Genomic DNA, 26,611 nt, shown 5'->3' with positions numbered 1-26,611 from the left:
GCTCGCATGGCTCTGAGATGGACCAGACACGGCGACGGCAGACACCTGGCTCCCGGCGAGGTCGTACGGCCTGACGAGCGGCTGAGCTGGCCCCGCATGGCCGGGTTCGGGGCCCAGCACGTGGTGGCGATGTTCGGGGCGACGTTCGTCTTCCCGCTCGTCATGGGGCTCGACCCGAACGTGGCGATCATGATGTCCGGGGTCGCGACGATCCTGTTCCTGCTGATCGTGAAGGGGAAGGTGCCCAGCTACCTGGGCACCAGCGCGTCGTTCGTGGGCGGGGTGCTGGCCGTGCGGGCGCTGTTCGGCGGCGACACGGCCGGGGCCGACGCGATCGTCACCGGGGCGATCCTGGTGGCCGGGCTCGTGCTGGCGCTGGTGGGGCTGGCGGTGCACTTCCTCGGCGTCCGGGTGATCAACCGGGTGTTCCCGCCGGTGGTCACCGGGGCGGTGGTCATGCTCATCGGGTTCGGCCTGGCGTACGTGGTGGCCGACGTCTACTGGCCGCAGGACCAGTGGATGGCGCTGGTCACGATGCTGATCACGTTCGTGGTCGTGGTGGCGTTCAAGGGGTTCCTCGGCCGGATCGGCATCCTCGTCGGGCTCGTGGCGGGCTTCGCGCTCTCGTGGGCGGCCGACCGGCTGTTCGGCATGGTGCCCGCCTACGACGACGGCGCCGTCCAGGTCGCGGCGCACTTCCGCGTCGACCTCGGCAAGGTGGCGCAGGCGCCGTGGTTCGGCTGGCCGGACTTCCACTGGCCCGGTTTCGAGGCCTCGGCCGTCCTGCTGGTGCTGCCCGCGGTCATCGCGCTCGTCGCCGAGAACATCGGCCACGTCAAGGCCGTCGGCGAGATGACGGGCACCGACGTCGACCCGTACGTGGGCCGCGCCGTCGCCGCCGACGGACTCGCCACCGTGGTCACCAGCGCCGTCGGCGGCTCGCCCACCACCACCTACGCCGAGAACATCGGCGTCATGGCCGCCACCAAGGTCTACTCCACGGCCGCCTACTACATCGCGGGCCTCATCGCGATCGCGTTCGGGCTGGTGCCCAAGTTCGGGGCGCTGGTCTCCGCGACGCCCGCGGGCGTGCTCGGCGGCGTCACCGTGATCCTCTACGGCATGATCGGGCTGCTCGGGGCGAAGATCTGGATCGAGAACCGGGTCGATTTCGCGGACCCGGTCAACATGGTCCCGATCGGCGCGGGAATCATCCTGGCGATCGGACCGGTGAAGCACATGATCAGCGGCGACTTCAGGCTGGAGGGCATCGCGCTCGGCACCATCGTGGTGGTGGGCGGCTGGCACCTGCTGCGCGTCATCGCCCGCCGCACCCCCGCGCCTGCCGGGAGCGAAGCCGGGTGAAGCCGCCCCCGTTCGTCCACCACGCGCCCCGCGACGTCGGCGAGACCCTGGAGATCCTGGCCGAGGCGGGGCCGCGCGGCAAGGTGCTCGCCGGCGGCCAGAGCCTCATCCCGATGCTCAACATGCGCCTGGCCGCCCCCGAGCACGTCATCGACATCAACCGCCTCACCGAGCTCGACACGGTCGAGGCCGGGCCGGGCGGCGTCACCGTCGGCGCGCTGGCCCGCCATGCCCGGGTGGCGCGGGCCGGCGTCCATCCGCTGCTCGGCCAGGCGCTGCGCCTGGTCGCCCATCCGGTGATCCGCAACCGGGGCACCGTCGTGGGCAGCCTCGCGCACGCCGACCCGGCCGCCGAGCTGCCCGCGGTCCTGGCCGTGCTCGGCGGCTCGGTGCGGGTGGCCCGCGCGGGCGCCGCCCCCAGGGACGTGCCCGCCGCCGAGTTCTTCACCGGCCCGATGGAGTCGGCGCTGCGGCCCGGGGAGCTGGCCGTGTCGGCGCACTTCCCGGCGCTGCCGCCGCGCACCGGCACCGCCTTCGCCGAGGTCTCCCGCAGGCACGGCGACTACGCGCTGGCCGGCGTCTGCGCCGTCGTCACGCTGGACGGGGACCTGCGCGTCGCCTCGGCACGGCTGGCCTGCATCGGCGTCGGCCCCGTGCCGCTCGTGGTGGACCTGGGCGCCGACTGGAAGAGCGCCGCCGACGCCGCGCGTGAGCGGGCGGAGCCGGACGGCGACGTGCACGCCAGCGCCGCGTACCGGCTGCATCTCGTCGGCGTGCTGGCGCGGAAGGCGGCCGAGCGGGCCGAACGGACGGCGAGAGAGGCGGCGGCATGACCGACGGGCGAGCAGCGTCCCCGCACGAGATCACGCTGGTGGTGAACGGCGTCGCACGCCGCGCCCGGGTCCCCGGCAGGCGGCTGCTGTCCGACTGCCTGCGCCACGACCTGGGCCTGACCGGCACCCACGTCGGCTGCGAGCACGGCGTGTGCGGCTGCTGCACGGTGCTGCTCGACGGCGAGCCCGTCCGCTCCTGCCTGACGCTCGCCGTCACCGTCGACGGCCGCGACATCACCACCGTCGAGGGGCTGGCAGGCCCCGGCGGGCTCTCGCCCGTCCAGCGGGCCTTCGCCGAGTGCCACGCGCTCCAGTGCGGCTTCTGCACCCCCGGCTTCCTGTGTACGGTGACCGCGCTGTTGCGCGAGCACCCGACGCCCACCGACGAACAGGTCACCGAGGGCATCTCGGGCAACCTGTGCCGCTGCACCGGCTACCGCAACATCGTCAAGGCCGTGCACCGCGCGGCCGAGCTCATGGCGGAGGAGTCATGAGCACCCGGCTGTTCGGCGAGCCGATGCCGCGCAGGGAGGACCCCAGGCTGCTCACCGGGCAGGGCCGCTACCTCGACGATCTCGGCCCCGGCGCGCTCGCCGCCGCGTTCGTCCGCTCGCCGCACGCGCACGCCCGCATCCGCGACATCGACGTCAGCGGCGCCCTCGACGTCGACGGCCTCGTCGCCGTCTACACCTGGGAGGACCTGCCCGAGCGGATCGGCAGGCCGCTGCCGCTGCTCATCCCGCACCCGGCGCTCACCCACGGCCGCACCGCCCGCCCGCTGGCCCGCGACGTCGTCCGCCACGTCGGCGAGCCCGTCGTCATGGTCGTCGCCGAGGACCGCTACCTGGCCGAGGACGCCTGCGCGCTCATCGAGGTCGACTACGAGGTGCTCGAACCCGTCGCCGGGCTGGAGGAGGCCGCGCGCGGCGACCGGCTCGTGCACGCCGACGTGCCCGGCAACGTCGGCGCCCACCTGGTGCAGGAGGTGCCGTCGGCCGGCGGCCGGAGCGCCGCCGACGCGATCGCCGCGGCCCCGCACACGCTCTCCTTCCGGCTCGACATCGAGCGCAGCGCGAGCATGCCGCTCGAAGGCCGCGGCGTCTACGCCCGCTGGGACGGCGCCGACCTGCGCGTCTACTCCAGCACCCAGACCTCCACCAGCGTCCGCATGGCCATCGCCGCCGCGCTGGAGCTGCCGCTGCCGCACGTCGAGGTCATCGCCCCCGACGTGGGCGGCGGGTTCGGCGTCAAGATCGTGCACCCGTGGCCGGAGGAGCTGCTGGTGCCGTGGGCGGCCATGCTGCTCGGCCGGGAGGTCAAGTGGGCCGAGGACCGGCGTGAGCACTTCGTCGCAGCCGCCCACGAGCGCGGCCAGGTGCACCGGGTGCGGGTCGGGTTCGACGACGAGGGGCGGGTGCTCGGGCTGGACGTGTCGATCCTGCACGACCACGGCGCCTACACGCCGTACGGGATCATCGTGCCGATCGTCACGTCCACGCAGCTCCTCGGGCCCTACCGGATCGGGGCGTACCGGGTCGAGTTCACCGCCGTCTACACCAACACCGTCCAGGTCACGCCGTACCGGGGGGCGGGGCGGCCGCAGGGCGTGTTCTGCATGGAACGGACCATGGACAAGATCGCCCGGCATCTGGGCAAGGACCGGACCGAGGTGCGGGCGGCCAACCTGATCCGGCCGGAGGAGTTCCCGTACGACCAGGGCCTGACCTTCCAGGACGGCCGCCCGCTCGTCTACGACAGCGGCGACTACCCCGAGATGCTGCGCATGATCAAGGAGCTGATCGGCTGGGACTCCTTCGAGCGGGCGCCCGGCCGGGGCATCGGCATCGGCTGCTACGTCGAGGGCACCGGCGTCGGCCCGTACGAGGGCGGGCACGTGCAGATCACCTCCGACGGGCGGGTGCACGTCTCCACCGGGCTCACCTCGCAGGGGCAGGGCCACGAGACCGCGTTCGCCCAGATCGCCGCGACCGAGCTGGGCGTGCCCGTCGAGCGGGTCTCCGTCGTCACCGGCGACACCCGCCGCTTCGGCTACGCCGTCGGCACGTTCGCCTCGCGCGCCGCCGTGATGAGCGGCAACGCGATCGCGCTGGCCTGCGCCGAGGTGCGCGCCAAGGCGCTGCGCGTCGCCGCCGCCGCGCTGGAGGCCGACCCGGCCGACCTGACCGTCACCGACGGGCTCGTGCACGTCGTGGGCGCGCCGTCGGCGTCGATCCCGCTGGCCACGGTGGCGGTGCTGGCCAACCCGCTGCGCTACGCCTTCGACGAGGAGACGGCCCGCGCCACCCAGTTCGCCGGGGCCGCGTCGCCCGACCGGCCGCCGGTCGAGCCGGGCGAGGAGCCGGGGCTGGAGGGGCGCGGCTACTACTCGCCGATCCGGTCCACGTTCGCCGCCGGCATGCACGCGGCCGTCGTCGAGACCGACCCGGAGACCGCCGAGATCAAGGTCGTGCGCTACGCCGTCGTGCACGACTGCGGGCGGCTGATCAACCCGATGATCGTCGAGGGGCAGATCCACGGGGGAGTGGCGCAGGGCATCGGCGGCGCCCTGTACGAGCGGATGGCCTACGACGGTGACGGGCAGCTGCTCAACGCCTCGTTCATGGACTTCCTCATGCCGTACGCGACCGAGATCCCGCCCATCGAGACCGGCCACCTGGAGACGCCGTCGCCGCTCAACCCGCTCGGCATCAAGGGCGCGGGCGAGGCGGGCGTCATCCCGGTGTCGGCGGTGATCGCCTCGGCGGTCGAGGACGCCGAAGGCATTAGCATCGACCGCATGCCGCTTTCCCCGTCCGACCTTTTCCACCTGCGCGAGGGCGCGTGAGCGAGCTGCGCGCGCCCGCCGCGGGCCTGACCGCGCCCCCCGCCCTGCCCGCCGGCGCCCGCGTCGTCGACCTGGCCTGGAACGAGCTGACCGAGCTGCCCGCGAGCGTGACCGGGCTGACCGCGCTGGAGGAGCTGCGGCTCGACGGCAACCGGCTGCGCTCGCTGCCCGACCTGTCGGGGCTCGCCGCGCTGCGCGAGCTCCACCTCGACGGCAACGCGCTCACCGCGTTCCCCGCCTGCCCGCCGGGGCTGGAGAGCCTCTTCCTGTACGGCAACGCCGTCGAGGCCATCCCCGACCGGCTCCCTCCGGGCCTGCGCCACCTGGCCGTCGGCGGCAACCGGCTGAGCGCCGTGCCCGGCGCCGTGTGGGAGCTGACCCGGCTCGAATCGCTCAACCTGGCCGAGAACGCGCTGACGTCGATCCCGCCCGCCGTCGCCCGCCTGACCCGGCTGCGCATGCTCGACCTGGGCCACAACCGGCTCACCGCGCTGCCGCCCGAGCTGGGCGAGCTGCCCCTCACCGACTACCTGTACGCCAGCGACAACGGCCTCACCGAGGTCCCCGACACCCTCGGCAGGCTCGACCGGCTGGGCTACCTCAACCTGACCGGCAACCGGCTCACCCGGCTCCCCGCCACGATCGGCCGGATGGCGTCGCTGGTGGAGCTGCGGCTCTACGACAACCAGCTGACGGAGCTGCCCGAGAGCATCGGCGGCCTGACCCGGCTGCGCGAGCTGCACCTGCGCGGCAACCGGCTGACCGCGCTGCCCGCCTCCGTCGGCGAGCTGGCCGAGCTGCGGACGCTCGACCTGCGCGACAACCATCTGCGCGCCGTGCCCGCCGAGCTGGCCAAGCTGGACCGGCTCAGCCACCTCGACCTGCGCAACAACCGGCTGCGCGACCTCCCGGAACGCCTGCCGTACGTGGACAAGCTGGACCTGCGCTGGAACAAGCTCGACGGCGACCCGCCGGTGCTGCGCGAGCTGGCCGCCCGGGGCTGCGTCATCCTGCGCTGAACCATCGCGCGCTGAACCGGGCCGCCCGCCTGTGCGTACCTCCGCACATGAAGACTCGTCCATGTCTGGCCGCCCTCGCGCTGCTGGCCGGGCTCGCCGCCGCGTGCGCGCCCGGCGCCGAGGGCGGCGGCGTCCCGAACCCCGAGCCCGCCGCCCCCCTCACCGTGGAGCAGCTCGCCGCCAAGGTCGGCTGCACGCCCCGCATGCAGGTCGACGCCGCCGACATCCGCACCGGCTACTGCAAGACCGAGGCCGGCCGCTTCTTCGTCAGCACGTTCGTCACCGAGGAGGGCAAGAACGCCTGGATGGACACCGCCCCCGAGTACAAGCCGCACCTGGTGGGGCCGCTGTGGACGGTGCTGGCCGACCTCAAGGTCCTGCGCAAGCTGCAGGAACCGCTCGACGGCGACCTGCACCTGTCGGACCACCGCGTCACACAGTCGCCCGCGGCGGGCGACCGTGTCACACAGTCGCCCGCGGCGGGCTACTGACCACCGGGAGCGTGACGCGCTTCCTGAACACCCAGTACGTCCACCCCTGGTAGCCGAGCACGAACGGCAGCGCGATCAGCCCGATCCAGCTCAGCATCGTCAGCGTGTAGGGCCCGGAGGCCGCCTCGGCCAGCGTCAGGCCCGGCAGCGGCGCGCCCCTCAGCTCGGTGAACACCGCCACCGACACCAGCACCAGCGCCGCCGCCATCGCGGTGAACGCCCAGCCCTCGCGGCGCCGCCACACCAGCGCCGTCGCCGCCGCCACGGCCCCCATCGCGGCCAGCGCCGGGATCGTGCCCACCGCCGACAGCGCGACCACGGCCACCGGGACCACCACGACGCTCACGGCCAGCGCGGCGGTCCTGGCGCGCCGCCGCACCGGCCCGTCGGTGCGCAGCGCCAGGAACACCGCGCCGTGCAGCAGGCACACCGCCAGCGAGAACACGCCGCCCATCAGCGCCGCCGTCGCGCTGCCGAACAGCAGGTCGGCGAAGACCGTGCCCCACACGAACGCGGGCAGCGCGCTGCCGACCGTGATGCCCAGGTCGCACCAGAACGGCTTGGCCACCTTGCCGCGCCACTCCAGGCCCACCCCGCGCACGATCAGCCCGAGCAGCACCAGCATGACCGGGATGTAGAAGCCGCTGAACATGCCCGCGTACCAGGCGGGGAAGGCGGCGAACATGGCGCCGACGGCGGTGATCAGCCACACCTCGTTGCCGTCCCACACCGGGCCGATCGTCTGCAGGGCCTGCCGCTGCTCGGCCGGCGTCCGGCTGACGAACGGGGCCAGCAGGCCCACGCCGAAGTCGAAGCCCTCCAGGACGAAGTAGCCCGTCCAGAGGAAGGCGATGATGACGAACCACAGATCGATCATGACCAGCTCCTCAGTACATCAGGGACGGTTCGCGCCGCTCGGCGGCCGGGACGGGCTCGTGCTCGTCCGGGCCCTTGCGCACGTGCCTGGCCAGCAGCACGATCTCGGCCACGGTCAGCGCCCCGTACACCAGCGTGAAGATCGCCAGTGAGGTCGCGACCTCGGCGAGCGAGACGCCGGGGGAGACGCTGGAGGCGGTCAGCAGCTCGCCCGCGACCGTCCACGGCTGGCGGCCCACCTCGCTGAGCAGCCAGCCGGCGGTCACCGCCAGCAGCGGCAGCGGCAGCGCCCACAGCAGCGCCCTGGCCAGCCAGCGCGGCATCTCCCGCCTGCGCCGCATCAGCCACAGTCCCAGCACCGACAGTCCGACCGTCGCCATCCCGAACACGATCATCACCCGGAACGACCAGAACACGACGGTCTCGTCGGGGCGGTAGTCGCCGGGGCCGAACTCCTTCTCGAAGCGCGCCTGCAGGTCCTCGGTGCCCTGGACGACGGCGTCCGGGTCGTTGGTGGACAGGAAGCTCAGCACCTTGGGGATCTCGATCCCCGGCGCGATCGAGAACGGCGCCCCGGCCGTGTCGCGCTCCAGGCCCTCGGCCGCGGCCAGCTTCATCGGCTGCTGCTCGTACATGAGCTTGGCGGAGGTGTCGCCCGTGAGGGCCACGACCGCGCCCGCGATCGCCGTCATGACCAGCGCGGCGCGCGCCGCGCTGCGCCACATGTCCTCCTTGGTGCGCAGCAGCCAGTAGCCGCACACCGCCAGCACGAACCCGCCGGCCACCACGAACGCCGCCCCGACCACGTGCGGCACCTGCGCCAGCGCGGTGGAGTTGGTCAGCACCGCCCACAGGTCGGTCATCCTGGCCTTGCCGTCGACGACCTCGTAGCCGACCGGGTGCTTCATCCACGCGTTGGCCGCCAGGATGAAGTAGGCGGAGATGTTCGAGCCGATCGCCGCCGCCCAGATCGTCGCCAGGTGCACCCGCTTGGGCAGCCGGTCCCAGCCGAAGATCCACAGGCCCAGGAACGTCGACTCCATGAAGAACGCCAGCAGCGCCTCCATCGCCAGCGGCGCCCCGAACACGTCGCCGACGAACACCGAGTACTCCGACCAGTTCATGCCGAACTGGAACTCCTGCACGATGCCGGTGACCACGCCCATCGCGAAGTTGATCAGGAACAGCTTCCCGAAGAACTTCGTCAGCCGCAGGTACTGCTCCTTGCCGGTGCGATGCCACGCGGTCTGCAGCCCGGCCACGAAGACGCCCAGGCCGATCGTCAGCGGCACGAACAGAAAGTGGTAGACGGTGGTCACCCCGAACTGCCACCGTGCGAGATCCAGTGCGTCCATTTCCCCTCACCGCGTCCGTTAGCTCTACAGCCTGTAGTGCGTCTACTTGAAGTAGTACTACAAGCCGTAGAGCAATGCGATGCGATCTTCGTCACAACGCGCCCCCATCAGGCCGTTCAACGATGCCGGAGCGCCCCCGCCGGGCGCGTCACCCGCGCGACGGACCGCCCGCTACGCCCCGGGACGGACGGCGGCGTCCAGGTACGCCCGCAGGTCGCCCAGCTCGTAGCCGCGGCGCTTGATCTTCTTGACCAGGATCCGGAAGTCCCTGGCCAGATTGGGGCGGAAGTGCATCAGCAGGATGTCGCCCGGGCGCAGCCGCTTGTCGGGCACCTGGTAGGCGATCTTGCCGCCCGGCTGGACGGTCGCGGTCCACAGCAGCACGGCGTCGATGCCGCAGCTCCCGGCCGCGCGCAGGGTGCCGGAGTTGTACGCGCCGAACGGCGGCCTGAACAGGGTCGGCCGGGCGCCGGTCTGCTTGCGGATCAGCGTGGAGGCGCCGCAGATCTCCCGGCGCTGGGCGTCGTAGCCCATCCGGCTGAGGTCGGGGTGGGTGAGCGTGTGGTTCTCGATCGGGACGCCCGCGTCACGCAACTGCCGAAAATATCCCCACTTGCCCGCGCCGACGAAGCGTGCCTCGCCGCCCGACTGGTCCGGCGTCCCCTCCGCCTCCACCGCGTCCCGCATCGCGAACGCGGTCATCGGGATCCGCTCCTCCCGGATCTGCCTCACGAACCCCGGATCCTGCTCCCAGCCGTCGTCGATCGTCAGGAACACGACCTTGCGCCTGGTCGGGATCGAGCTCACCACCGGCGGCAGCCCGCCCGACGCCCGGATCCGCCCCACCTCGCCCGGCCTCGGCGCCACCCCCTGCGGGCCCGGCGTCCTCGTCCCGGCCGTCGCCGGCTTGCGTGCCGCGCCGCTCTCCCGCGCCGCGCCGCCGTCCTGCCGCGCCGGCTCCGCCGCGCACCCCGCCATCAGCAGCACCGCGGCGATCGCCGCGCCCCGCCGCGCCCGTCCCCCGTACATGCCGAACCATCCTGCCAGTCCCGATCACCACGTACGCAATCCGCGTTGGTCAGGTGTTGCCCTTATCGCCGGGGCCGGCGGCTTTCTAGAGTGGCGGTGTGAAAGTCGCAGGCAGCGCCGTGATCGGCGTCGACAGAGACCGCGTGTGGGCCGCCCTGCAGGATCCGGCGGTGCTCGTGCGCACCATCCCGGGCTGCGAGCGCCTGGAGGAGACCGGGCCCGACACGTACCGGATGACCGTCAACGCCGGGGTCGCCTCGCTCAAGGGCGTCTACCGGGGCGAGGTCGCGCTCGCCGACCCCTCGCCGCCCGAGACCTTCGTCCTGCGCGCCCGCGGCCAGGGCGCGCCCGGCACGGTCGACGCCACCGTCCGCGTACGCCTCAGCGAGGTGGACGGCGGCACCCGCGTCGACTACGACGCGGACGCGGTCGTCGGCGGCATGATCGGCGGCGTCGGGCAGCGCATGCTCGGGTCCGTCGCCCGCCGCACCGCCGGCGACTTCTTCACCGCCGTCGACCGGCACCTCCGCACCGCCGGGGCCCCGGACGCCCCCGCACCCGAGGCCGTGGCCACCGGCGAACTCCCGTCCCCCAACGGCGCCCACCCCCCGGCCCCGGCGCCCCCCGTCTACGAACGTCCCGCCAGACAGCCCGCCGAGACGCGGCCCTGGGTGATGCTGGCCGCGTTCGGCATGGGCGCGGGCGTCGCGCTCGGCAGCGCCGCCGTCGGCTGGCTCTTCGGCCGCTCCCGCCGCTGACCCCCCGGGGGGCCGCCCACCCTCGGGCCCGCGGTGGCGGGGTGACCGGTGGGTTTGTGTGCAGGGTGGACTCTCGCGGAAAAGGATCTCCGGGCGTAGCGTGGCGGTATGCGGCAGGCACACGCTGAAGACGCCAGGACCGAGGCCAGACGAGTGATCCGCAACCTGCTGGGCGACGATCGCCCGACCGCCGGGTCGCTGGTGGCCGAGGCGCGTCCGGTGGTCGGCGAGGAGCGGTGCGAGCGGTGTCTCGGGCTGGTCCTGGGCGCGTCGCTGACGCGGCGGTCGGCGGAGCTGGCGGCGATCGCCGCGCTGCTGGTCGGCACGCGGGAGCTGGGCGTGGAGTGGTGGACGCGCCCCAGGGGCGGGAAGCTGCCCGCGCCGGACGAGGTGTTGCGCACGGCCGTGGCGATCGAGCCGTGGACCGACCTGACGGCGCTGGAGATGCTGGCCGCGTGGGCGTCCGACGACGCCGCCGACGCGCTGTGGGGCAAGCCGGTCGCCGAGGTGGACCTGAACTCCTGGCATGCCGAGGACCGTTTCGCGCTGCCCGAGGGGGTGCGGCCGGGGCAGCGGCTGGTGGTGCACTTCGACGCCGGGGGGAGGCTGGACGCGGTCGTCACGCGGCGTCCCGACGAGGAGCTGGGCTCCAACCTGGACTTCCACTCGCTGCGTTATTCGCGGCCCGCCGAGGCGCAGTGGAGCTGGGGGGTGGCGGCCGGGCTCGGGCCGCACCGGCTGCCGGGCGAGGAGCCGGACCCGTACGCGCGGCCGGTCGAGGCGGAGGCGGTGCGGATCCTGCGTGACTGGGCGCTGCGGCACGGCGCGACGGCGGCGCAGCTCGGGGAGCGGTGGGAGAGCGTCGGGGACGTGGTGGCGGCGATCGAGCGGGTCGACTGGATGTGGCGCAGCGGCGAGTGGTTCGGCTGGTGGCGTGGCGCGTCGGCGCTCGTCGACGGCTCGGCCTACCTGCCGTACCGCCTGGAGGAGCTGGCCTCCGGCTGACACCGCCGGTCCGGGCGGGGGCTGGAATCAGCGGGGCGGGGGTGTGGTTGTGGTTGGGCGTGAAGGTTGAGATTTTCTCTGACATCGTCTGCCCCTGGTGCTATATCGGGCACACCCGGTTCGCCCGTGCCGCTGAGGCGTTCCGGGCCAAGGGCGGGGTCATCGACGTGACGATGCGCCCGTACCAGCTCAACCCGGACGCCCCGGCCGAGGGCGAGCCGCTGATTCCCGCGCTGGAGCGCAAGTTCGGCCCGAACGTGGCGCAGATGACCTCCCGGGTCACTGCCGCCGGCGCCGAGGACGGCCTCGACCTGCGCTTCGACCAGGCGATCAGCGCCAACACGTTCGAGGCGCACCGGCTCGTCGAGGTCGCCACCGGGCAGGGCCTGGGGGAGGAGATGACCGGGCGGCTGTTCCGGGCGCACTTCACCGACGGGCTGAACGTCGGCGACCCGGAGGTGCTGGCGAAACTGGCCGCCGAGACGGGCGTGCGCGACACCGGCGAGGGCGCGGACGCGGTGCGCGAGCAGGTGGCGCGGGCCGCGCGGCTCGGGATCACCGGGGTGCCGCTGTTCCTGTTCGAGGAGCAGTTCGCGGTGTCGGGGGCGCAGCCCGTGGAGACGTTCGCGGCCGCCGTCGACGAGGTGGCGGCGCGTACCGGGCAGACCCCGATCACGCAGCTCGCCACCCCCGGCGACGGGTGCGACGACGACGGCTACTGCGCCGTCTGACCGGCGGCGGCGGGGGTGAGGGCCGTGGTGCCCTCGCCGAGCAGGCCGGCGCGGTGGTGACGGCGGCACAGCACCTGGTAGCGCACCGGGGAGGCGTCGGTGTCGCCGATGACGACCTGCTCGCCGGTGCGCGCCAGCTCGCCGCCCACCACCCGGGCGTTGAGCAGGCCGGGCCTGCCGCACCAGCACAGCACCTCGACCTGCAGCCGGCACACCTCGTCGGCCAGCTCGAACAGCCGCTGCGCCGCCGGGAACATCACCGACCGGAAGTCCGAGGCGAGCCCGAACGCGTACACGTCGATCCCGTGCTCGTCGACCAGGTCGGCGAGCTGCTCGATCTGCTCGACGGTGTAGAAGCACGCCTCGTCGCAGATCAGATAGTCGATCTTGTCGTGCGCGCCGACCAGCGCCACCAGGTCGAGCGAGTCGTCCACCTCGATCGCCTCCAGGCCGAGCCCGATGCGGCTGGTGACGCGCGGCCCGCCGGACCGGTCGTGTTTGGTGAGCACCAGGCCGCGCCTGCCCTGGCGGCCGTGGTTGTAGTTCATCTGCAACGCCAGCGTGGACTTGCCGCAGTCCATCGGCCCGAAATAGAACTTCAGCACGGCATCACGAGCACCCGGCGGCACAGGAGACAGGGCAGACGATTCAGTCACGGGGTGCCACCTTAGCGGCTTGGCTTGTTCCATGACCTCGTGGGACATTTCTCCTCTGGAGTATCAGGAGGAACCGTGGTCCATGACAAACCCCCGTCGCTCGACGCGATGATGACCCCCGACGAGGTCACCGCCGCGCAGGCTGACGCCGCCCGGTGGCGGTACGGCTTCTTCGTGGTCGTGACCGGCATCGTGGCCGTCCTCGTCGCGTTCGGCGCCGCCGTGTTCGCCACCGGGGAGCTCGCCGCGCTGTTCGCCGGGGTGGCCGGGGTGATCGGCACCATCATCGGCGCCTACTTCGGCGTGCAGGCGGGCCAGTCGGGGAAGGCCAGGGTCGAGGCCGAGCTGTCCAAGGCGCAGGAGATGGTCGTCCGGCTCGCCGCCTACGTCGGCACCGAGAACGCGCCCAAGGTCATCGACGAAGTGCTCGGCCGTCGCCGAAGCTAGAGGAGCCATGCGCAGCGTCCGTATCGGAGTCGACACCGGCGGGACGTTCACCGATGTGGTGGCGGTGGACGAGCAGACCGGTGAGATCGTCACGACCAAGACCCCCTCCACCCCCGCCAACCCGGCAGACGGCTTCCTCACGGGCGTCGCCAGGCTGGGCGAGCTCGACGTCGCCTCGATCGTGCACGGCACCACCGTGGCGACGAACCAGCTCCTGGAAGACCGGATCTCCAACCTGGGCCTGATCACCACGGAGGGCTTCGAGTTCCTCCTGGAGATCGGCCGGCAGAGCGTTCCCGACGGCTACGGCAACTCGTACTTCTGGGTCAAGCCTCCCCGGATCGTCCCCGTGCACCTGGTGAAGACCGTCGGCGGCCGGCTCGACCACCGAGGCGCCGAGGTGCGGCCGTTCTCGGAGGAGCAGGCCGCCGAGGTGGCGCGCTGGTTCCGGGCCCGGGGCGTGACCGCGATCGGCGTGTGCTTCCTGCACTCCTACGCCAACCCGGCCCACGAGCGGCGCATGCGCGAGGTGCTGGCCCGCGAGCACCCCGAGGCCGTGGTGTCGCTGTCCAGCGACGTGCTGCGTGAATACCGCGAGTACGAGCGCGCCGTCACCACGCTGGTCGACGCGGCGGTCAAACCGGCCATGCGCGCCTACATCGCCAACCTGTCGAGCCGCCTGGGCAAACCGTTCTCGGTGATGAAGTCCAACGGCGGCGTGCTGTCGGCGCGCGAGGTCGTCCACCAGCCCGTCACCACAGTCCTGTCGGGGCCGGCGGCGGGCGCGCTCGGCGCGAGCCTGATCGCCGCCAACGCCGGGCACCCGTCCGTGATCACGCTGGACGGCGGCGGCACCTCGACCGACGTGGCCGTGGTGATCGACGGCGAGCCGTCCGTCACCACCGAGGGGTCCGTCGGCCGCTACCCGTGCAAGGTCCCGATGATCGACATCGTGACCGTCGGCGCGGGCGGCGGCTCGATCGCCTGGATCTCGCCCGAGGGCACGCTCAAGGTCGGCCCCCGCTCGGCCGGCGCCGACCCGGGCCCGCTCTGCTACCGCCGGGGCGGCACCGAGGTGACGGTCACCGACGCGCACGTCTACCTGCGCCGCATCCCGCCGCACCTGCTCGGCGGCGAGATCCCGCTCGACTACGACGCCGCCCGGATGGGCGTCGAGGCGCTGGCCGACAAGCTCGGGCTCACCCCCGAGCGCACGGCGACGGGCATCCTGGAGATCAGCGCGTTCAACCAGAGCAACGCGATCCGGCAGCTCACCGTCAAGCGCGGCCTCGACGTGCGCGACTTCCCGCTGGTGACGTTCGGCGGCTCGGGGCCGCTGCTGGCCTGCCGGCTCATCGACATCCTCGGCCTGCCCGCCGTCATCGTCCCGCCCGAGCCGGGCAACGTCTCGGCGTTCGGCCTGCTCACCGTCGACGTCAAGAACGACTACGTGCGTACCTGCGTCACCCGCGACCTCGACCTGGCCACGGCCGCCAGGATCTTCGGCGAGCTGGAGGGCGAGGCCGCCGAGGCGCTCGACCGCGAGGGCTTCGACGAGCCCGTCCACGTCCGCAGCGCCGACCTGCGCTACTACGGCCAGGCCTACGAGGTGCGCGTCCCCGCCCCGGCCGGGCCGCTGGACGAGCAGTGGCGCGAGCAGGTCGTGGCCCGCTTCCACGACGCCCACGAGAAGCTGTACGGCTACGCCTACCGCGACGACGCGCGCCACGGCGTCGAATGGGTCAACCTGCGCGTCTCCGGCATCGGCCCCATCACCCGCCCGGTCATCCGGCGTGACCCGTACCGGCGGATCGAGCCCGCCGAGGCGAGCAGGAGCGTCCACTTCGAGGAGGCGCACGACACCCCGGTCCACCAGCGCGCCGCGCTGGAGTCCGGCACGGTCGTCGCCGGGCCCGCCGTCATCGAGGAGTACGGGTCCACCATCCCGATCCATCCCGGCTTCTCCGCGAAGGTGGACGAATACGGCAACCTGGAGGTGCGGCGTGACTGACCCGATCCTCGTGGAGATCGTCGAGGGCACGCTCGCCTCCGTGGAGAAGGAGGTCGAGACCGCCATCGCGCGCACGGCCCGCTCGCCGATGATCCGCGACGCGCACGACTTCCGCGCCGGCATCCACGACGTACGGCTGCGCAAGCTCACCGGCCGCTCCTACAGCGCGCTCGTGCAGCCGGTCGTCCGCGACTTCCCCGTCGAGACGATGAAGCCCGGCGACGTGTACTTCCACAACGACGTCTACCTGTCCGAAGGCGGCATCGGCCACCTGCCCGACCTGTGCGTCACCGTGCCCGTCTTCCACGACGGCGAGGTGGTGGCGTTCGTGCAGGCGTTCGGCCACCACGACGACATCGGCGGCTCGGTGCCCGGCTCCATGCCCTCGCACGCCCGCTCGGTGTACGAGGAGGGGCTGATGGTCCCGCCGATCAAGCTGTGGGACCAGGGCGTGCCGAACGAGGCCGCGCTGCGCATCATGACGCGCAACTCCCGCATGCCCGACTCGCTGGCCGGCGACCTCGACGCCGAGTGCTCGGCCTGCCTCATGGGCGCCCGCCGCCTCGCCGAGCTGTTCGGGCGCTACGGCAGGCAGGCGGTCGAGGAGTGCTTCGACGCCATCATCGGCAAGACGACCGAGACGTTCCGCCGCGAACTCCTGGCCAAGATCCCCGAGGGCACCTACACCTGGGAGGACTACGCCGAGCACGACGGCGTCGACGAGCCGCGCCTGCACGCCCAGCGCATCACGCTGACCGTCGACCACGCCGCCGAGGCGCCGCTCACCATCGACTTCACCGGCACCTCACCCCAGGCCAAGGGCCCGATCAACCACGCGGGCGACTACGCCGACGGCGTCTTCCTGAAGAAGTGGCTCGCGCCCGTGCTGCGCAACCTGGCCGACACGCCCGAGCGCATGGCCGAGCTGGACGTCAACGAGGGCGTCGTCCCCCTCATCAAGATGATCTTCCCGGAGAAGGGCACGCTGCTCACCCCGGTCTTCCCCGCGCCCACCAACGCCCGCACGTTCGTCATCCTGCGGCTGCTCGGCGTCCTGGCCGGGGTGCTCGCCAAGGCCACCGGCGGACGCATGCCCGCCGACCAGGAGACCATCCGCTACACCGGCGTGCACGGCATCGGCGACGACGGCCCCTACCTCATGCGCGAGGTGCTCGGCGGCGGCTCCGGCGGACGCTGGTACGCCGACGGCGAGGACACCATCCACGTCGTGCCCGACTCGCGCAACATCCCCGTCGAGTTCGCCGAGGCGCGCTGGCCGTTCCGGGTGGAGCGGCTCGGGCTGGCCTGCGACTCCGGCGGGCCCGGCATGTTCCGCGGCGGCCTCGGCTACGACAAGCACATCCGGATGCTGCGCGACGCCTCCTACATGTCCATCGCCGACCGGTCGATCCTGTCCTGCTGGGGCGTCAACGGCGGCCTCGCCGGGCGCCCCTTCCGCGTCGAGATCGCCGGCAAGGAGATGGAGGGGCTGGTCGACGACCACCCGGTGCAGGCCGGCGAGCTCATCCGCATCCGCACCACCGGAGGCGGCGGCTGGGGCTCCCCCTACGACCGCGACCCGCGCGCCGTCGCCGCCGACGTCCGCGACGGCAAGGTGTCGATCGCCGGCGCCCTCGGCGACTACGGCGTCGTCCTCGACGGCGACCGCATCGACGAGCAGGGCACCGCCGAGCTCCGTGCCCGCCTGCGGCCCCCGTCCGACCGCTTCTTCGACCGCGGCCCCGGCTACCCCCGCCTCTCGGGCGGGCGCACGTTCGCGGAGGTCGACGAACTGTAGGGAGATCGTCACGTTACGTAAGGGGCGGGGCTAGCATGAGCGCTCGTGAACCCCCCGTTCTCCGCGTACGTCGACGAGTCGATGCGGTTCTCCCATGGCCTTTACCTGATGGCCGCCGTGCTCGTCCCGCCGGCCCGGGCCGAGTGCCATCGGGCCGCCCTCCGTGAACTGCTGCTTCGCCGGCAGCGGCGGCTCCACTGGCGTGACGAGAACGCCAAACGGCGGACGCTGATCGTCGAGGCGGTGGCGGAGCTGCGGCCCTCCGCGCTCGTCGTCGTGGGCACCGGCCTCGACGCCAGGAGGCAGGAGCGGGCGCGCCGCAAGTGCATGGAGCACCTGCTCTGGGAACTCGGGCGACGGCCGGTGCTGGAGATCTTCTTCGAGTCGCGCGGGCCCGGGCTCGACGCGGCTGACCGGGACCTGATCGACGTCCTGCGCATCCGTCACGCCATCAGCCCGAGGCTGCGGGCGCTCTGGGTGCCTGCCGTCGAGGAGCCGCTGACCTGGCTGCCCGACGTGGTGGCGGGCGCCGCGTCGCTGGCCGCCGCGGGACGGACGGAGCTTTGGGAGGGGCTCGGCGCCGGGATGGAGATGGTCTACGTGACCGTCGGCTGAGGCCGGACAGCGCAAAGCCCGGGCTCCTGTCGTCCGGCAGTCCACCCGGGCTCACTTCCGGTCCCATCGGCGATGGGCGGCAAGGAAAGCGTACCCGTCCGCGTACGCAGTGTCACCTGGGTTGCCGGGCTGTCATGATGGGCTGCGTTTCGTACCCTCTGACACTCTTGGAGCACGCCGTGCGCATCACTCTCGCCGGGCTCGCCACCAGCCATCCCTACACCGATGCCCGCACGCTGGCCCGGCATGCCGAGCTGGTGGTGTGGGAGCCGGACGCCGAGCGGTTGCGGCGCTTCACGGAGGAGCACCCGGGGGCGCGGGTGGCGGGGAGCCTGGCGGAGGCGCTGGAGCACGGCCCTGACGGGGTGGTGCTGACGGTGCCGAACCCGCAGGTGCCTGAGGCGCTGGCGGCGGTGCTGGAGACCGGGGCGGCGTGTTTCGTGAACAAGCCGGCGGCGGCGACGCGGGAGCAGCTCGACCGGCTGGACCGGCTGCCGATCCACGACCGGGTGATGTCGGGTTCGGTGCTGCGGTTCGCGCCGGCGTTCGCCGGGGTGAAGGCGGACGGGGAGGACGTGCTGTCGGTGCGCGCGACCGTACGGCATGACGTGGGCCTGTGGGCGACCGGCTACAACGCCTGGCAGGACACCCCGTCGGAGGGCGGCGGGACGCTGGTGACGATGGGCGTGCACGGGGTGGAGCTGCTGGTGGCGCTGCTCGGGCCGGGGGTGCGGCTGGCGGGGGCGGCGGCCGCGACGCGGCACTACGGGACGCTGCGGTCGGAGGACACCGGGGTGATGGCGCTGCGGTGGGACAGCGGGGTGACCGGCGTGGTCGAGGTGATCGGGGTGAGTGACGAGGAGCGCTACGGCGTGACCGTGCACCGCCGGGGCGGCGACGAGCACGTGGTGATCGAGGCGGGGGACGATCCGGTGCGGGGGCTCGGCTACGCGGGGACGATCGAGGCGTTCCTGGAGATGGCGGGCGGCGCGCCGAGCCCGGTGCCGTGGGCGGAGACGCGGGCGATCCTCGGTGTTCTGGTGGCGGCGCGCGAGAGCGTCTGACGTCGCGGCGCCGCCCGTTGACAGGCGGACTCCCTCACGGTTACGGTCTGGACCGTAAATAACGGACAGAGGGGGACCCCGCGTGCGGACGACAGCGGAACTCGAGGAGCGCCTGGCGCGCCCCAGCGCCGGCCTCGTGGAGGATCTCGGCAAGCTCGACGGCGACATCATGATCCTCGGCGCGGGCGGCAAGCTGGGCCCGAGCCTGGTGCGGCTGGCGCTGAACGCCACCCGGGGCGAGAAGCGCGTCATCGCCGTGTCGCGCTTCTCCGAGCCCGGCCTGGCCGACGCGCTCGCCGCCGAGGGCGCCACCGTGGTGAGCGCCGACGTGGCCGACGAGCGGGCGCTGGCCGGCCTGCCGGAAGCGCCGAACGTGGTGTTCCTGGTCGGGGCCAAGTTCGGCACGCAGGGGCGCGAGCACGCCACCTGGTTCACCAACACGTACCTGCCGGGCCGGATCGCCGAGCGCTTCCGTGACAGCCGCATCGCGGCGCTGTCCACCGGCAACGTCTACCCGCTCGTCCCCGTCACCGGCGGCGGCAGCGTCGAGGACGACCGGCCCGGGCCCGTCGGCGACTACGCGATGAGCTGCCTGGGCCGCGAGCGGGTGCTGACGCACTTCTCGGAGCTGCACGGCACCCCGATGGCGCTGATCCGCCTCAACTACGCCGTCGAGCTGCGCTACGGCGTGCTCGTCGACCTGGCGCAGAAGGTGCTCGCCCGCGAGCCCGTCGACCTGACGACCGGTCAGGTCAACGTCGTGTGGCAGGGCTACGCCAACGAGGTCACCCTCCGCTCGCTGCTGCACGCCGGCACCCCGCCGTACGTGCTCAACGTCACGGGCCCGGAGCTGATCTCCGTACGGCGGGCCGCGCTGGAGCTGGGCGCGCGGCTGGGCGTGGAGCCGGTGTTCACCGGCGAGGAGGCCCCGACGGCGCTGCTGTCGAACGCCTCGCGCTGCCACCGGCTGTTCGGCTACCCGGAGATCACGCCGCTGGAGCTGATCGACCACATCGCCCGCTGGGTGGCGGACGGCGGCCCGCTGCTGGGCAAGCCCACGAAGTTCGAACGCCGTGACGGCCGTTTTTAGCGCCGGCGGGACCACATCTTCCATGACAAGGGGGACAAACGTGCTCAGCACGGCTCCAGAGGCGCAGACGTCGGTGCGTGACCTGTTCAGGCGCGGGCTGGTGATCCCGGCGCACCCGCTCGCGCTCACACCCGGCAGGACGCTCGACGAGCGCCGCCAGCGCGCCCTGACCCGCTACTACATCGAGGCCGGCGCGGGCGGCCTGGCGGTCGGCGTGCACACCACGCAGTTCGCCCTGCACGGCACGGACCTGCTGCCGCCGGTGCTGGAGCTGGCCGCGCGCACCGCGGGCGAGTTCGAGCGCGAGGTGGTGATGGTGGCGGGCACGACCGGGCCCACCGCCCAGGCCGTGGCCGAGGCCGAGCTGGCCAGGTCGCTCGGCTACCACATGGCCCTGCTGAGCCCGTACGCCGAGCTCGACGAGGACGCGCTGGTGGAGCGGGCGCGGGCGGTGGGCGAGGTGCTGCCGGTGATCGGCTTCTACCTGCAGCCCGCCGTGGGCGGACGGCCGCTGTCGCGCGACTTCTGGACGCGGCTGGCCTCGATCGAGTCGGTCGTCGGCATCAAGGTCGCCCCGTTCGACCGCTACCGCACGCTCGACGTGCTGCACGGCGTCGTGCGGGCCGGGCGCGCCGGCGAGGTCGCGCTCTACACCGGCAACGACGACCACATCCTGGCCGACCTCATCACCCCGCACCGGGTGGTGGTGGACGGGCGCGAGGTGGAGGTCGAGTTCGTCGGCGGGCTGCTCGGCCAGTGGGCCGTGTGGGTGCGGCGGGCGGTGGAGCTGCTGGAGGAGGCCGGGCGGGCCCGCGCGGGCGACGACGCGGCCACGCGCCGCCTGCTCACGCTCGACGGCCACCTCACCGACGCCAACGCGGCCATCTTCGACACGGCCAACGGCTTCCACGGCTGCATCCCGGGCATCCACGAGATCCTGCGCCGCCAGGGCCTGCTGGCGGGCCGCTGGTGCCTGGACCCGGCCGAGGAGCTGTCGCCGGGCCAGCTCGCGGAGATCGACCGGGTGTGGGCGGCCTACCCGTGGCTGCGCGACGACGACTTCGTCGCCGAGGGACTCGCCCGCTGGCTCGCCTGAAGCCGTGTCAGAGCGTCAGCCGGTAGAGGGTCAGCGGCCGCCCGCTGGAGCCGCTGGTCAGGTTGCCGGTGCGCTCGGCCAGACCGGCGAGCTCCAGCCGGTGCAGCATGCGGCGGGCGGTGCGCTGCTGGACCGCGAGCCGGTCGGCGATCTCCCGCGTGGTCAGCGGCTCGTCGCCGGCGGCGTCGCGGGCCTCCAGGAGCTTCTCCAGCGTGGGCACCGACAGGCCGACGCGGCGGGCGATGACCGACAGGTTCTGCTCGCCGGCAGGGCCTGTCGGCACCGACTCCAGCACGATGTCGGTGTCGGCGCGCAGCGACAGCACGGCGGCGACGTCGCCGATGCGGCGGGCGCGGGCCAGGGCGCGGCGGGCCAGGCTCTCGGCCTCGGCGGCGCTGCGGCCCAGGCCGAAGCCGACCCGCACCACCTGGTTCTGGCCGGCCAGGCGGGCCAGCAGCGGCAGCCCGGTGAAGCCCACGGTCGCGTCGTGCAGCGGCCCCCGGGTGGTGACGAGCAGGTGGGTGCCGCCCCGGAAGGCGGCGACGGTGCCGCCCAGGGCGGCGGCCTCGCGCAGCAGCCCCTCGTCGTTCTCCACCTCGATGAGGCCGAGCGCGATCTGCGCGTCCTCCTGCGCCTGCCCTTCGGCGGTGAGCAGGAGCTGGCGCAGCGCGACCCGCACCGAGTGCGTGGAGGGGGCCAGCCGCAGCACGTGCGGGTCGTCGCGCAGCGCCTCGTAGACGGAGCTCAGGCAGGTGATCACCGGGTGGGCGGGGCCGCGCCGGTGGAAGGCGATGGCCTTCTTCGACGTCATCTCCGGCCGGTAGGGCAGCGTGCGGAGCTGCTCGGTGGGCAGCCCCGCCTCGGCGAACGTGGCGGTCACGTCGGCCGCCGACAGCGTGTCGATGGACAGCCGGGTCACGTCCACGCCCTGGTGCTGGAGCCGGACGAGGGCGCTGAGCAGCGTCGCGCCGGTGTAGTCGACGAACGCGGCGGGGCGGGTGAGCGCGTCGGCGTCGCGGGAGAGCATGTACGGCACGATGCCGGTGAACAGCCAGCCCTCGACGGAGGTGGCGTGCGCCTCCACGATCGCGGGCGCCTGCGACTCGTGGTCGTAGTCGAGCCGCAGGGCGCTCAGGCCCGGCTGCTCCTCGCAGGTGGCCGCGACCTGGTCGACCAGATCATGCGGACCGACGACACCGATGACGATCGCCACCCACGTCTCCCTCTCGCTATTAACGGTCAAGACCGCAATCGTATCCTGTGAGGTGCTCTGTGAAGTTCCCGTCCATGGCAGAGGCGGCCGGCCGCACGCTCGGTGACGAGGAGGTGGCGGCCGTCGAGCGGGTGATCCGTTCGGGCATGCTCAACTCCGTCTGGGGCACCGAGGCGCGGGCGCTCGAACGCGAGATCGCCGGCATGCACGGCGTGCGCCACGCGATCGCGTGCAGCTCGGGCACCGCCGCCCTCCATCTCGCGGTCGTGGCCGCAGCGCCGGATCCCGGCGACGAGATCATCACGACGCCGATCACGGACTTCGGGACTGTGGCCCCCATCTTGGCGCAGAACGCCGTTCCTGTCTTCGCCGACGTCGATCCCGCCGACGGCAATCTCGACCCGGACGCCGTCGCGCGCCTCATCGGGCCGCGGACCAGGGCGATCATGGCCGTGCACCTGTTCGGCGCCCCGGCCCGGGTGGACGAGCTGCGCGCGCTGGCGGACGCGCACGGGCTCGCGCTGATCGAGGACTGCGCCCAGGCGTGGCTGACCGAGCTGCCCGCAGGGCCGGGGGAGAGGCGGCCCGCCGGGACCGTGGGCGACGTGGCCTGCCTGAGCCTGCAGCAGTGGAAGCACATCACCTGCGGCGACGGCGGGCTCACGCTGACCGACGACGACGAGCTGGCCCGGCGCATGCGGCTGTTCTCCGACAAGGGCTGGGACCGGGCGGCGGGCCGCTCGCACGCCGCGTTCGGCCTGAACTACCGCATGAGCGAGCTCCAGGCCGCCGTGGCGCGCGCCCAGCTCGCCAAACTGCCCCGGGTGGTGGCCGACCGCCGCGCGACGGCCATGCGGCTGCTGGAGGCCCTGGAGGGCCTGGAGGGGGTACGGCTGCCGCGCCCGGAGGGCCACGCCTGGTGGCTCTTCCCCGTCGTGTTGCCCGGGGGCGGCGCGCCGGAGCTGGCCGCCCGGCTGCGGGAGGCCGGGATACCGGCGCGGGCCGGATACCTGGACGAGCCGCTCAACCGCGCGCCCGTATGGCAAGGGCCGATATACGGGTCGTCTCGCTACCCTTTGGAGGGGTACGTCCCCCGCGCGTGCCCCGAGGCCGAGCGGTTGGTCGCCGAGACGCTGCTGGTCATCGACTGGAACGAGAACTACACCCCCGATCACGTCACCCTCATCGCCCAGGAAATGCTGAAATTTCGGCCCGCCCCGTAGTCACGGTCAGGTATCAGGGATTGACCGCGCCGAGTACGCGTTACTAGGTTTCGGTCAGGACCGGTATTAACGAAAGGATGCCGCCGATGAGGAAGACAACGGCCCTGGGCGTCGCGCTCGCGCTGAGCGTCGCCGCCGCCGGGTGCGGATCGTCGTCCGACGGGTCGGACAAGAGCACGGTGACCCTCTGGATGTACCCCGTCATCGGCGACCAGGCCAAGAGCCAGGCGTTCTGGGCGAAGGTCGAGAAGGACTTCGAGGCGAAGAACCCGGCGATCGACGTCACCGTCGACCAGCAGCCGTGGGAGGGCCGCCAGGAGAAGGTCACCACCGCTCTCGTCTCCAAGAAGGGCTTCGACCTGGTCGTCCTCGGACCCGACCAGATCCCGCAGTACGCCCAGCAGGGCACCATCGAGCCCGTCGACGACGTGGTGGCCGCCGACAAGGCCGCCTACCTGCCCAACTCGCTCAGCGCCCTGACCGTCGACGGCAAGCTCTACGGCGTCCCGATCTACCAGACGATCACCGCGCCCATCTACAACAAGAAGCTGTTCGCCGAGGCGGGCGTCGAGAAGGTCCCCGAGACGCTGGACGAGCTCAAGGCCGCCGCGCCCAAGCTGGCCGCCAAGAAGGTCGCCGTCCTCGACTACCCCGGCAAGCCCGAGGTCAGCCTGAACCAGAGCTTCTACCCCATCCTGTGGGCCAACGGCGGCACCGTCTTCGCCGCCGACGGCAAGAGCGTCGCCTTCAACGGCCCGGAGGGCGTGGCGAGCCTGCAGCTCCTGCTCGACCTCAAGGCCGCCGGCGGCCTGCCGGAGAACGCCGCCAGCAAGGGCAACGACATCGAGGGCGGCGCGCTGGCGTCCGGCAAGTCCGCCATGTACCACGCGGCCACCGCGCTGCAGGCCGTCCAGCTCGGCACCGCCATCGGCGAGGAGAACGTCGGCATCGGCCTGCCCCTGGAAGGCAGCAAGCGGGTCGCCTTCGGCATCCCCGGCGGCGTCGTGCTCGCCAAGCACGCCGAGAACAAGGACGCCGCCAAGAAGCTCGCCGGCTACCTGGCATCGCCCGAGGTCGCCGCCGAGCTGGCCAAGGAGTCGGGCTTCTTCCCCGCCCGCACCGACGTCACCGTGCCCGGCCAGTCGGAGTCGGCCAAGGAGTTCGCCAAGTCCCTGGAGTACGCCTTCCCCGGCGACACCCACCCGCAGGCCCGCCAGGTCATGGGCCTCATCGCGCCGCACATCCAGGCCGCGCTGCTCGGCCAGGAGGACGCCAAGACGGCACTGGACAAGGCCGCCGAGGAAGCCGACGCGCTGCTGAGCAGCGGCGGCTGAAGCGGCTGAACGAGAAAGGAACGCCGTGCGACATCGCTTGCGTGACCCGGTCACCGGACTGCTGTTCGTCCTGCCCGTGCTGGTGCTCTTCCTGATCTTCCGGATCTTCCCCTCGCTCGGGGCCGTGGGCATGAGCCTGACGAACTGGAACGTCAGCGGCGACTGGAGTCTCATCGGCGCGGACAACTACGCCAGGCTGTTCGAGGACGTCAACTTCTGGCGCAGTCTGCGGGTCACGCTCGTGTACGCGGCCGTCTACGTGCCGCTCACCCTCGTGGTGGCGCTCGGCACGGCGTTGCTGCTCAACCGGGTGGTGTTCATGCGCGGCCTGTTCCGCGGCATGCTCTTCCTGCCGTACGTGACCAGCTTCGTGCTCGCGGGCGTGCTGTGGCGCTGGATCTACGAGTTCGACGGGCTGATCAACGGCCTGATCGGCAAGCTGGACCTCGGCCCGGTGGCCTTCCTGGAGGAGGCGTCGCTGGTGCTGCCCGCGCTGGCCGTCGTGTCGGTGTGGAAGGGGTTCGGCTACTCGATGCTGATCCTGCTGGCCGGGCTCAAGTCCATCCCGGCCAGCTACCTGGAGGCGGCCACCGTCGACGGGGCGGGCTCCTGGCAGAAGTTCCGCCGCATCACGCTGCCGCTGCTCAAGCCGACGCTCTTCTTCGTCCTGATCATCGAGACGATCAGCGCCTTCCAGGTGTTCGACACCATCTACGTGATGACCGGCGGCGGCCCGGCGCGGGCCAGCTACACGCTCATCTACGGCATCTACGACCACGGCTTCCGCTTCTTCGACTTCGGGTACGCGGCCACGTGGGGCGTGGTGCTGTTCGCGATCGTGCTGGTCGTGTCGCTGATCCAGCGCCGCTTCCTGGACCGGGGGAACACGTGACCATCACCGCCACCAGGCCGCTCACCCGCGAACGGGCCGCCGGACGGCCGCCCAGGCGCCGGGCGAGGTGGCCGCTCGCCGCCCTGCTGGCCGTGCTGTCGCTGCTGACGGTCGCGCCGTTCCTGGCCATGTTCGTCGTCGCGCTGTCGCCGGCCGGGCGGCCCACGCTGCCCGCCCAGTGGCCCGAGTCGCTGACGCTGGACAACCTGACCGCGGTGCTGTCGGCGTCCGGGTTCGTGGAGTGGACGGTCAACTCGATCGTCTACTCCGTCGTGTCGGTCGTGATCATCCTGCTCACCGCGTCGATGGCCGGCTACGCGTTCGCCAAGAAGCGCTTCCCGGGCCGCGACGCGATGTTCTGGACGTTCCTGGCGACGATGATGGTGCCGTTCCAGGCGACGCTCATCCCCACGTTCGTGCTGGTCAACAGCCTGGACGGGGTCGACACGTTCTGGGGGCTGATCGTCCCGACGCTGGCCAACTCCCAGGCCGTCTTCCTCATGCGGCAGTTCATCATGGGGCTGCCGGACGAGCTGTTCGACGCCGCCAAGGTCGACGGCGCCTCCGAGCTGCGCGTCTACCTGACGATCGTGGTGCCGCTGACCAAGCCGATCATGGCCACGCTGGGCGTGTTCGTGTTCCTGTGGCACTGGAACGACTTCCTGTGGCCGCTGGTCGTCGGCCAGAGCGACGCCACCCGGACGCTGACCGTCGGCCTGGCCGGGCTGCGGACCGAGGAGATGCAGCTGACGATGCTCATGTCGTCGGCGACGATCTCGGTGATCCCGTGCCTGCTGGTGTTCTTCCTGTTGCAGCGGTACCTGGTGAACAGCATCGCGATGACCGGATTCAAATAGGCTCCCTT

Annotated in this window: 25 protein-coding genes; 20 read left to right on the top strand and 5 right to left on the bottom strand. The window is 72.4% G+C overall.

The genetic code is table 11. The annotated features are described in order from the left end of the window. Window positions 1-6: 6 nt before the first annotated feature. The 6 genes from KME80_RS18100 to KME80_RS18075 are packed head-to-tail and all read left to right on the top strand — an operon-like array spanning window position 7 to window position 6,553. Window positions 7-1,365, top strand: a complete 1,359-nt coding sequence (locus KME80_RS18100; protein ID WP_219506700.1) for a uracil-xanthine permease family protein — start codon at window positions 7-9, stop codon at window positions 1,363-1,365. After that, the gene (locus tag KME80_RS18095) at window positions 1,362-2,198 is read left to right on the top strand and encodes an FAD binding domain-containing protein (RefSeq protein ID WP_219506698.1); all 837 of its coding nucleotides are present in this window, start codon (window positions 1,362-1,364) and stop codon (window positions 2,196-2,198) included. The genes KME80_RS18100 and KME80_RS18095 overlap by 4 nt, the downstream gene beginning before the upstream one ends. After that, window positions 2,195-2,692 (top strand): (2Fe-2S)-binding protein, encoded by a 498-nt coding sequence (locus KME80_RS18090; protein ID WP_219506696.1) that lies wholly within the window; start codon window positions 2,195-2,197, stop codon window positions 2,690-2,692. The genes KME80_RS18095 and KME80_RS18090 overlap by 4 nt, the downstream gene beginning before the upstream one ends. Continuing rightward, window positions 2,689-5,043 (top strand): aerobic carbon-monoxide dehydrogenase large subunit, encoded by a 2,355-nt coding sequence (gene cutA, locus KME80_RS18085; protein WP_219506694.1) that lies wholly within the window; start codon window positions 2,689-2,691, stop codon window positions 5,041-5,043. The genes KME80_RS18090 and cutA overlap by 4 nt, the downstream gene beginning before the upstream one ends. Next, window positions 5,040-6,062 (top strand): leucine-rich repeat domain-containing protein, encoded by a 1,023-nt coding sequence (locus KME80_RS18080; RefSeq protein WP_308125815.1) that lies wholly within the window; start codon window positions 5,040-5,042, stop codon window positions 6,060-6,062. The genes cutA and KME80_RS18080 overlap by 4 nt, the downstream gene beginning before the upstream one ends. 47 nt (window positions 6,063-6,109) lie before the next feature. Continuing rightward, window positions 6,110-6,553 (top strand): hypothetical protein, encoded by a 444-nt coding sequence (locus KME80_RS18075; RefSeq protein ID WP_219506692.1) that lies wholly within the window; start codon window positions 6,110-6,112, stop codon window positions 6,551-6,553. On the opposite strand, the gene cydB is transcribed toward KME80_RS18075, so the two are convergent. The 3 genes from cydB to KME80_RS18060 all read right to left on the bottom strand — a co-directional run bounded on the left by cydB (window position 6,525) and on the right by KME80_RS18060 (window position 9,813). Beyond that, a complete protein-coding gene (cydB, locus tag KME80_RS18070) occupies window positions 6,525-7,430 on the bottom strand; it encodes a cytochrome d ubiquinol oxidase subunit II (protein WP_219506690.1) in 906 nt (301 codons plus the stop codon). The two genes, KME80_RS18075 and cydB, sit on opposite strands and share 29 nt — an antisense overlap. A gap of 10 nt (window positions 7,431-7,440) precedes the next feature. Then, window positions 7,441-8,784 (bottom strand): cytochrome ubiquinol oxidase subunit I, encoded by a 1,344-nt coding sequence (locus KME80_RS18065; RefSeq protein ID WP_219506688.1) that lies wholly within the window; start codon window positions 8,782-8,784, stop codon window positions 7,441-7,443. Window positions 8,785-8,955: 171 nt separating this feature from the next. Further along, window positions 8,956-9,813, bottom strand: coding sequence for a polysaccharide deacetylase family protein (locus tag KME80_RS18060; RefSeq protein ID WP_246645133.1), 858 nt, complete (start codon window positions 9,811-9,813; stop codon window positions 8,956-8,958). A gap of 98 nt (window positions 9,814-9,911) precedes the next feature. Here KME80_RS18060 and KME80_RS18055 point away from each other — a divergent pair, with 98 nt between their 5' ends. From KME80_RS18055 to KME80_RS18045, 3 genes are all read left to right on the top strand, one after another. Beyond that, window positions 9,912-10,571 carry an SRPBCC family protein gene (locus tag KME80_RS18055; protein ID WP_219506686.1) on the top strand — a complete coding sequence of 220 codons (660 nt, stop codon included), beginning with the start codon at window positions 9,912-9,914 and terminating at the stop codon, window positions 10,569-10,571. Between the two features lie 108 nt (window positions 10,572-10,679). Further along, complete coding sequence (locus tag KME80_RS18050; protein WP_219506684.1) at window positions 10,680-11,576, top strand: hypothetical protein; 897 nt, start codon at window positions 10,680-10,682, stop codon at window positions 11,574-11,576. Window positions 11,577-11,635: 59 nt separating this feature from the next. After that, on the top strand, window positions 11,636-12,307 hold the full coding sequence (locus tag KME80_RS18045) for a DsbA family oxidoreductase (RefSeq protein WP_219506683.1): 672 nt from the start codon (window positions 11,636-11,638) through the stop codon (window positions 12,305-12,307). Here the strand turns inward: KME80_RS18045 and KME80_RS18040 are convergent. Then, a complete protein-coding gene (locus KME80_RS18040; RefSeq protein ID WP_219506682.1) occupies window positions 12,292-12,912 on the bottom strand; it encodes a thymidine kinase in 621 nt (206 codons plus the stop codon). The genes KME80_RS18045 and KME80_RS18040 overlap by 16 nt on opposite strands. A 126-nt stretch (window positions 12,913-13,038) precedes the next feature. On the opposite strand from KME80_RS18040, the gene KME80_RS18035 reads away from it, so the two are divergent. The 7 genes from KME80_RS18035 (at window position 13,039) to KME80_RS18005 (ending at window position 21,084) form a co-directional block, all read left to right on the top strand. Then, window positions 13,039-13,410 carry a hypothetical protein gene (locus KME80_RS18035; RefSeq protein WP_219506681.1) on the top strand — a complete coding sequence of 124 codons (372 nt, stop codon included), beginning with the start codon at window positions 13,039-13,041 and terminating at the stop codon, window positions 13,408-13,410. Between the two features lie 7 nt (window positions 13,411-13,417). Beyond that, window positions 13,418-15,421: a hydantoinase/oxoprolinase family protein gene (locus KME80_RS18030; protein ID WP_219506680.1), complete on the top strand. Its 2,004-nt coding sequence runs from the start codon at window positions 13,418-13,420 to the stop codon at window positions 15,419-15,421. Beyond that, window positions 15,414-17,219 (top strand): hydantoinase B/oxoprolinase family protein, encoded by a 1,806-nt coding sequence (locus tag KME80_RS18025; RefSeq protein ID WP_219506679.1) that lies wholly within the window; start codon window positions 15,414-15,416, stop codon window positions 17,217-17,219. The genes KME80_RS18030 and KME80_RS18025 overlap by 8 nt, the downstream gene beginning before the upstream one ends. Window positions 17,220-17,264: 45 nt before the next feature. After that, window positions 17,265-17,834 carry a hypothetical protein gene (locus KME80_RS18020; protein WP_219506678.1) on the top strand — a complete coding sequence of 190 codons (570 nt, stop codon included), beginning with the start codon at window positions 17,265-17,267 and terminating at the stop codon, window positions 17,832-17,834. A 179-nt stretch (window positions 17,835-18,013) separates the two neighbouring features. Continuing rightward, window positions 18,014-18,898, top strand: a complete 885-nt coding sequence (locus KME80_RS52745; protein ID WP_219506677.1) for a Gfo/Idh/MocA family protein — start codon at window positions 18,014-18,016, stop codon at window positions 18,896-18,898. Window positions 18,899-18,980: 82 nt separating this feature from the next. Next, the gene (locus tag KME80_RS18010) at window positions 18,981-19,988 is read left to right on the top strand and encodes an NAD-dependent epimerase/dehydratase family protein (RefSeq protein WP_219506676.1); all 1,008 of its coding nucleotides are present in this window, start codon (window positions 18,981-18,983) and stop codon (window positions 19,986-19,988) included. Between the two features lie 22 nt (window positions 19,989-20,010). Next, entirely contained in the window at window positions 20,011-21,084 is a 1,074-nt protein-coding gene (locus tag KME80_RS18005) for a dihydrodipicolinate synthase family protein (RefSeq protein ID WP_246645131.1), read from the top strand. Between the two features lie 7 nt (window positions 21,085-21,091). Here the strand turns inward: KME80_RS18005 and KME80_RS18000 are convergent, their stop codons facing one another. Beyond that, the gene (locus KME80_RS18000; protein WP_246645130.1) at window positions 21,092-22,327 is read right to left on the bottom strand and encodes a response regulator; all 1,236 of its coding nucleotides are present in this window, start codon (window positions 22,325-22,327) and stop codon (window positions 21,092-21,094) included. A gap of 44 nt (window positions 22,328-22,371) precedes the next feature. Between KME80_RS18000 and KME80_RS17995 the strand changes: the two genes are divergently transcribed. The 4 genes from KME80_RS17995 to KME80_RS52740 all read left to right on the top strand — a co-directional run bounded on the left by KME80_RS17995 (window position 22,372) and on the right by KME80_RS52740 (window position 26,603). After that, on the top strand, window positions 22,372-23,520 hold the full coding sequence (locus KME80_RS17995) for a DegT/DnrJ/EryC1/StrS family aminotransferase (protein ID WP_219506674.1): 1,149 nt from the start codon (window positions 22,372-22,374) through the stop codon (window positions 23,518-23,520). An 86-nt stretch (window positions 23,521-23,606) separates the two neighbouring features. Further along, window positions 23,607-24,854: an ABC transporter substrate-binding protein gene (locus KME80_RS17990; RefSeq protein WP_219506671.1), complete on the top strand. Its 1,248-nt coding sequence runs from the start codon at window positions 23,607-23,609 to the stop codon at window positions 24,852-24,854. A gap of 25 nt (window positions 24,855-24,879) precedes the next feature. After that, the gene (locus KME80_RS17985; protein ID WP_219506669.1) at window positions 24,880-25,746 is read left to right on the top strand and encodes a carbohydrate ABC transporter permease; all 867 of its coding nucleotides are present in this window, start codon (window positions 24,880-24,882) and stop codon (window positions 25,744-25,746) included. Continuing rightward, window positions 25,743-26,603, top strand: coding sequence for a carbohydrate ABC transporter permease (locus tag KME80_RS52740; protein ID WP_308125814.1), 861 nt, complete (start codon window positions 25,743-25,745; stop codon window positions 26,601-26,603). The genes KME80_RS17985 and KME80_RS52740 overlap by 4 nt, the downstream gene beginning before the upstream one ends. The last annotated feature ends 8 nt before the right edge of the window (window positions 26,604-26,611 follow it).

The organism is Nonomuraea ceibae (assembly GCF_019396325.1).
GTDB classification, from domain to species: domain Bacteria; phylum Actinomycetota; class Actinomycetes; order Streptosporangiales; family Streptosporangiaceae; genus Nonomuraea; species Nonomuraea ceibae.
The sequence above is the reverse complement of the archived record's forward strand: the minus strand, read 5'-3'. Positions and strand labels throughout refer to the sequence as shown.

Bases quoted from the DNA above. Each gene is read 5' to 3' on its own strand.
- cydB (WP_219506690.1), bottom strand. From the start codon at position 7,430: ATGATCGATCTGTGGTTCGTCATCATCGCCTTCCTCTGGACGGGCTAC.
- cutA (WP_219506694.1), top strand. From the start codon at position 2,689: ATGAGCACCCGGCTGTTCGGCGAGCCGATGCCGCGCAGGGAGGACCCC.
- KME80_RS17995 (WP_219506674.1), top strand. From the start codon at position 22,372: ATGGCAGAGGCGGCCGGCCGCACGCTCGGTGACGAGGAGGTGGCGGCC.
- KME80_RS18005 (WP_246645131.1), top strand. From the start codon at position 20,011: ATGACAAGGGGGACAAACGTGCTCAGCACGGCTCCAGAGGCGCAGACG.
- KME80_RS18050 (WP_219506684.1), top strand. From the start codon at position 10,680: ATGCGGCAGGCACACGCTGAAGACGCCAGGACCGAGGCCAGACGAGTG.
- KME80_RS18060 (WP_246645133.1), bottom strand. From the start codon at position 9,813: ATGTACGGGGGACGGGCGCGGCGGGGCGCGGCGATCGCCGCGGTGCTG.
- KME80_RS18075 (WP_219506692.1), top strand. From the start codon at position 6,110: ATGAAGACTCGTCCATGTCTGGCCGCCCTCGCGCTGCTGGCCGGGCTC.
- KME80_RS17990 (WP_219506671.1), top strand. From the start codon at position 23,607: ATGAGGAAGACAACGGCCCTGGGCGTCGCGCTCGCGCTGAGCGTCGCC.
- KME80_RS18065 (WP_219506688.1), bottom strand. From the start codon at position 8,784: ATGGACGCACTGGATCTCGCACGGTGGCAGTTCGGGGTGACCACCGTC.
- KME80_RS18100 (WP_219506700.1), top strand. From the start codon at position 7: ATGGCTCTGAGATGGACCAGACACGGCGACGGCAGACACCTGGCTCCC.
- KME80_RS18030 (WP_219506680.1), top strand. From the start codon at position 13,418: ATGCGCAGCGTCCGTATCGGAGTCGACACCGGCGGGACGTTCACCGAT.
- KME80_RS18090 (WP_219506696.1), top strand. From the start codon at position 2,195: ATGACCGACGGGCGAGCAGCGTCCCCGCACGAGATCACGCTGGTGGTG.